This window comes from Fructobacillus sp. EFB-N1, from assembly GCF_001038455.1.
In the GTDB taxonomy this organism is placed as follows: domain Bacteria; phylum Bacillota; class Bacilli; order Lactobacillales; family Lactobacillaceae; genus Fructobacillus; species Fructobacillus cardui.
The window spans coordinates 1-4,042 of sequence record NZ_LDUY01000044.1; the positions used below are offsets into that span (position 1 = coordinate 1).

5 protein-coding genes are annotated in these 4,042 nt (G+C 36.4%); 3 read left to right on the forward strand and 2 right to left on the reverse strand.

The window, feature by feature from the left end; all coding sequences use genetic code 11:
- Window positions 1-313: 313 nt before the first annotated feature.
- The 3 genes from FEFB_RS08385 to FEFB_RS07880 all read left to right on the forward strand — a co-directional run bounded on the left by FEFB_RS08385 (window position 314) and on the right by FEFB_RS07880 (window position 3,423).
- Window positions 314-853: a hypothetical protein gene (locus FEFB_RS08385; protein ID WP_053069003.1), complete on the forward strand. Its 540-nt coding sequence runs from the start codon at window positions 314-316 to the stop codon at window positions 851-853.
- A 491-nt stretch (window positions 854-1,344) separates the two neighbouring features.
- Complete coding sequence (locus FEFB_RS07875) at window positions 1,345-2,916, forward strand: MFS transporter (protein ID WP_047975698.1); 1,572 nt, start codon at window positions 1,345-1,347, stop codon at window positions 2,914-2,916.
- Between the two features lie 237 nt (window positions 2,917-3,153).
- Entirely contained in the window at window positions 3,154-3,423 is a 270-nt protein-coding gene (locus tag FEFB_RS07880) for an NINE protein (RefSeq protein ID WP_047975699.1), read from the forward strand.
- Between the two features lie 136 nt (window positions 3,424-3,559).
- On the opposite strand, the gene FEFB_RS09105 is transcribed toward FEFB_RS07880, so the two are convergent.
- Both FEFB_RS09105 and FEFB_RS08930 read right to left on the reverse strand, forming a co-directional pair.
- Window positions 3,560-3,688, reverse strand: a complete 129-nt coding sequence (locus FEFB_RS09105) for a hypothetical protein (RefSeq protein WP_255360197.1) — start codon at window positions 3,686-3,688, stop codon at window positions 3,560-3,562.
- Between the two features lie 30 nt (window positions 3,689-3,718).
- Window positions 3,719-3,868, reverse strand: coding sequence for a hypothetical protein (locus FEFB_RS08930; protein ID WP_200898283.1), 150 nt, complete (start codon window positions 3,866-3,868; stop codon window positions 3,719-3,721).
- Window positions 3,869-4,042: the final 174 nt, after the last annotated feature.

The window sequence follows — 4,042 nt, forward strand, 5'->3', positions numbered from 1 at the left end:
ACCACGGTCATAAGATGATAAAATTAAATGGCTCAAAGAATTTCTCCTTTTGGTTGGTCTAATCAACTACCATTGTAAAGAAATTCTTTGGGTTTTTATTTTAAATTTTCTCGTTCGAATTAATTATAGAATCTGCCAAATAATTAAAATAAAATATGAAATATAATGAATTGAGAAATAAAATAATTAGTGAAATTCAATAGAATCTATAAATATGCTTGGATGCAAAATATTCTAAATTAAGATACGATGTTTGTAACAAAAACGTGTAAAACTGAGCCACGAAAAAAGCTGAATGGGAGATTGCAGTAAAATGAGTAAGAAAATTGTTGATGAAAATGGCCAAACATATGTTCAAAAAAAGCCATTTTATAAGCGAATTTGGTTTATTCTCTTAGTTTTGATAGTAATTGTTGCAGGTGTATCTGCAGCTGGTGGATCGAGCGATTCAAGTAGTTCATCAAAGGGTTCGAAGTCGAAGGAAAATATTGTTAAAGTAACTCCAGATGATATTGTTAATAATTATAAAAACAATACTTCTTCACAGGCTGATTCAGCTTACAAGGGGAAAATCACTCAAGTTACAGGAACTGTTCTTGATGTGAAGGATGGTGCAATTAGTGGCCATGATGTGACAATTGATGCTGGAACTGTTGAAAACAATGAGTTTGAGAAGCAGACGTTGACATTTAACTTTAGAGGATCAAATAAGGATGACGCTCTATCAATCCAAAAGGGATCAACAATCACAGTTGAAGGAAAGTTCAGCCACGCAACCATTATGGGTGGTGAAAATGGTGATCCAAAGTGGGTTAACGATGTTGCCTTTAGCAACGCCAAGCTTGTAAAGTAAAACTGTAAAAATTAGTTAAGCCCTGAAAGCCGTGTAGACTTCCAGGGTTTTTGCATTTTAAATTCAATAAATTTTAAAAAAACTTGTCAAATGACAAATTATTGGTTAAACTATAAACCTAGTCGATAAATCTTGTTTATTGACGTAATCAGAAAAAGGCTTTAGCTTATGTATGATTTGTTGAATGAGATGTTTTTAGGGAATTCTAAAAGCACATTCAGAAATCATCTTTTTTTTTGCTTTCATTTCGATAAAAGCAATCAAGAGATGAAACTTGTTCGGTTGATTCTATTCTTTAGAAGAATCAACTGTCGGATTCATTTGTTAAAGCGATACGAAAGTAAAAAGCCGCAAAGATTTATTTTCGAATGATTACGTGAATACGAATTGGAGTAGTTGGGCTGCTCTACTAATAAGGTTTATTCAACAAATCATCAATAATGACAATAGCCATTCTGATTACTGTTACTTGTATCAGAAAGGAATTGGAAATGAGTAATACAGTAAGAAGTAATTCAAGGAAATGGTGGGCGTTATTTGCCCTATCCTTGGGCGTCTTTATGAGTTTGTTAGACGTCACCATCGTGAATGTTGCTTTGCCAATTATGGCTGAAAGCTTTAAGACCAACTTTAGCAACGTTCAATGGGTGATTAGCGCCTATACAATTTCGTATGCGGTGGTCATCTTGGTTGTTGCAAAATTGGGTGATATGTATGGCCGAAAACGAATATATTTAATTAGCATGGTGATTTTCGTTTTGGCTTCAGCCATTAACGGTTTAGCACCATCCTTGCTGATTTTAAATATTGGTCGGGCTATTCAAGCGTTTGGTGGTGCTGGCTTAATGAGTTTAGCGCTAGCATTAGTTGCTTCCTTGTTTGATGGAAAAGAACGGGGGATGGCCTTAGGCATTTTAGGATCAGTGATGGGAATTTCGACTGTTTCTGGTCCTTTAATTGGTGGTATTTTATCTGAATCATTTGGTTGGCCATCAATCTTTTATGTGAACATTCCAATTGGTATATTGGCGGGAATTTTAGTTTATTTCACAACAAAGGAAACACCAAAATATGGTGAAGGCCAGAAAATTGATTTTTGGGGGATGATTTTATCTTCGACAGCCATTTTTTCTGCTGTTTATGGGTTAATTCAAAAGGAAAATCACGCCCAAATATCATGGCTTAATCCTCAGATTGCCTTTTGGCTAATTGCTGCGGTTGTGCTGTTATTGGTGTTTATCGTGGTTGAATCTAGAATCGAAAAGCCGATGATGGATTTATTTCTGTTTAAAAATAAAAATTTCGTTGGTTCGATCATTGTTGCTTTCGCCTTGGGATCGGGCGTTTATGCTATGCAAATTTTTATTACATCAATGATGGAAAATGCGCTGTCGTATGCGGCTTTTGAAACAGGGTTGCGTCAAGTCCCGATGACCATTTGGAGTTTGATTTTAGGCCCAGTTGCCGGCTATTTAACTAATAAATTTTCAAATCGGCGAACCATTGCGATTAACTTATTAGTTGGTGCTGTTGGTCTATTACTCTTCGCTAACGCCATGACAACTCAGCTTTCCTACCAGGAACTGATTTTGCCATTGATTTTACTGGGAGTATCAAACGGACTCGTCAATCCATTGTTGAATAATGCGGCATTAGCGGATGCAAAACCAGATGAAATTGGCATGGTATCAGGTTTAGTCAACGTATTTATGCAATTAGGAACATCATTTGGGGTCGTTATCCTAGGATTGTCTCAAAGCAGGACATACGATAATCATTTGCATACTTTCTTTAATTCTTTTGATGTCCACTTACCAAGCATTGAAAAGATACACAATCAGTTATTGGCAGAGGGACCTTTTTCGAGTCATAGCATTATGTCACAAGATATTAAAGCGCCAATGGCCATTGTGAAGAGCGTTCAACACGCTGCTTCAAAAGCATTTTACGCAGGAATGAACAGTGTGATGTTGGTTTCGGCATCGATTTTGACAGTCGCTGCTGTCTTAGCATTTTTCTTGCTGAAAGATGGGCAAGCTGCTAAGAATTTGGAGAATAATTAATTGTGATTCATTTTAATTTGATTCTCAGAATGTAGACTGATATGAATCCTGAACCCCAGAATTGAAACAAAATTCTGAGGTTTTTCTTATGTCTTATTTTTTGATGTCCTTTGTGGCTGATTTATGAAAATATTGTCTTCAAAACGACATCTTCTATGTAACTAAAGTAAAATTAATGATAAAATTGTATTTAGGGTTTCGCAATAAAGTTACTGGAAACATAAGGAGAAAAAATATATGGATACTGTATACGACAGCAACGCAAAGATTAATACTGTGAATAAGCATGTGTTTGTTTGGATTTGCAACTTTTTGGTTGGTGGCTTGGGTGTTGATCGCTTTATTCGGGGACAAATCGGTTTAGGTTTGTTCAAGCTCTTCATCGGCTCATGGATTACTTTGGGTATTTGGCCCTTTGTTGATTTCGTGATCGCGCTTGTGAAAGCTTATGGATCAAACAACCATAGCAATGAATTAACATTTATTAATGGTCGTTACGCTAACTAAGGGCTATGTGCTTGAGAAAGGTAACGGGCTACATTACTAATAAAAACCCACCGTTATTGGACGGTGGGTTTTTATTTTTTTCTTTGATGTTGTTGAAGTGGACTCAACTCAATACTGATTTAGCAGTGATCGTAACTTAGCCCAGCAGTGCAACGTAACCGACCATGCTAAGCACAGCAATGATACCGATAATAATGAACCATGGGCGCGTGTAGAGTGTATCTCGTGGCTGTTGGTCTTCGTTTTCTTTGTTTTTATCGTTCATCAGATTATTTTCCTTTCATACAAAATCAGATTACTTATATAGAATAATGGCGCGATAAGTAAGGGACCAGGGTGAAATCGTCATGACCTCATGTCCCTGAGTTTCCAAATTGCTGATAGCGGCATTCAAATTCTGTTCAAAACCTCTGGCAGTGTTAGCGGTGATGACCTTTGTTTTCATAGGTTCCCTCCGTTCTTTCAATCAACTCTCTATCCTCATTGTAAGTAAAGCGACTATTTTTTCAATGATGAGAATTGATTTTTTATTAAAGGCAGATTACAAGTTTAATTCGAACAACCCCGAAAAACTTCTAGTGGCGTCTGGTAGTTATGTAACTTCATGGGTCGATTGTTG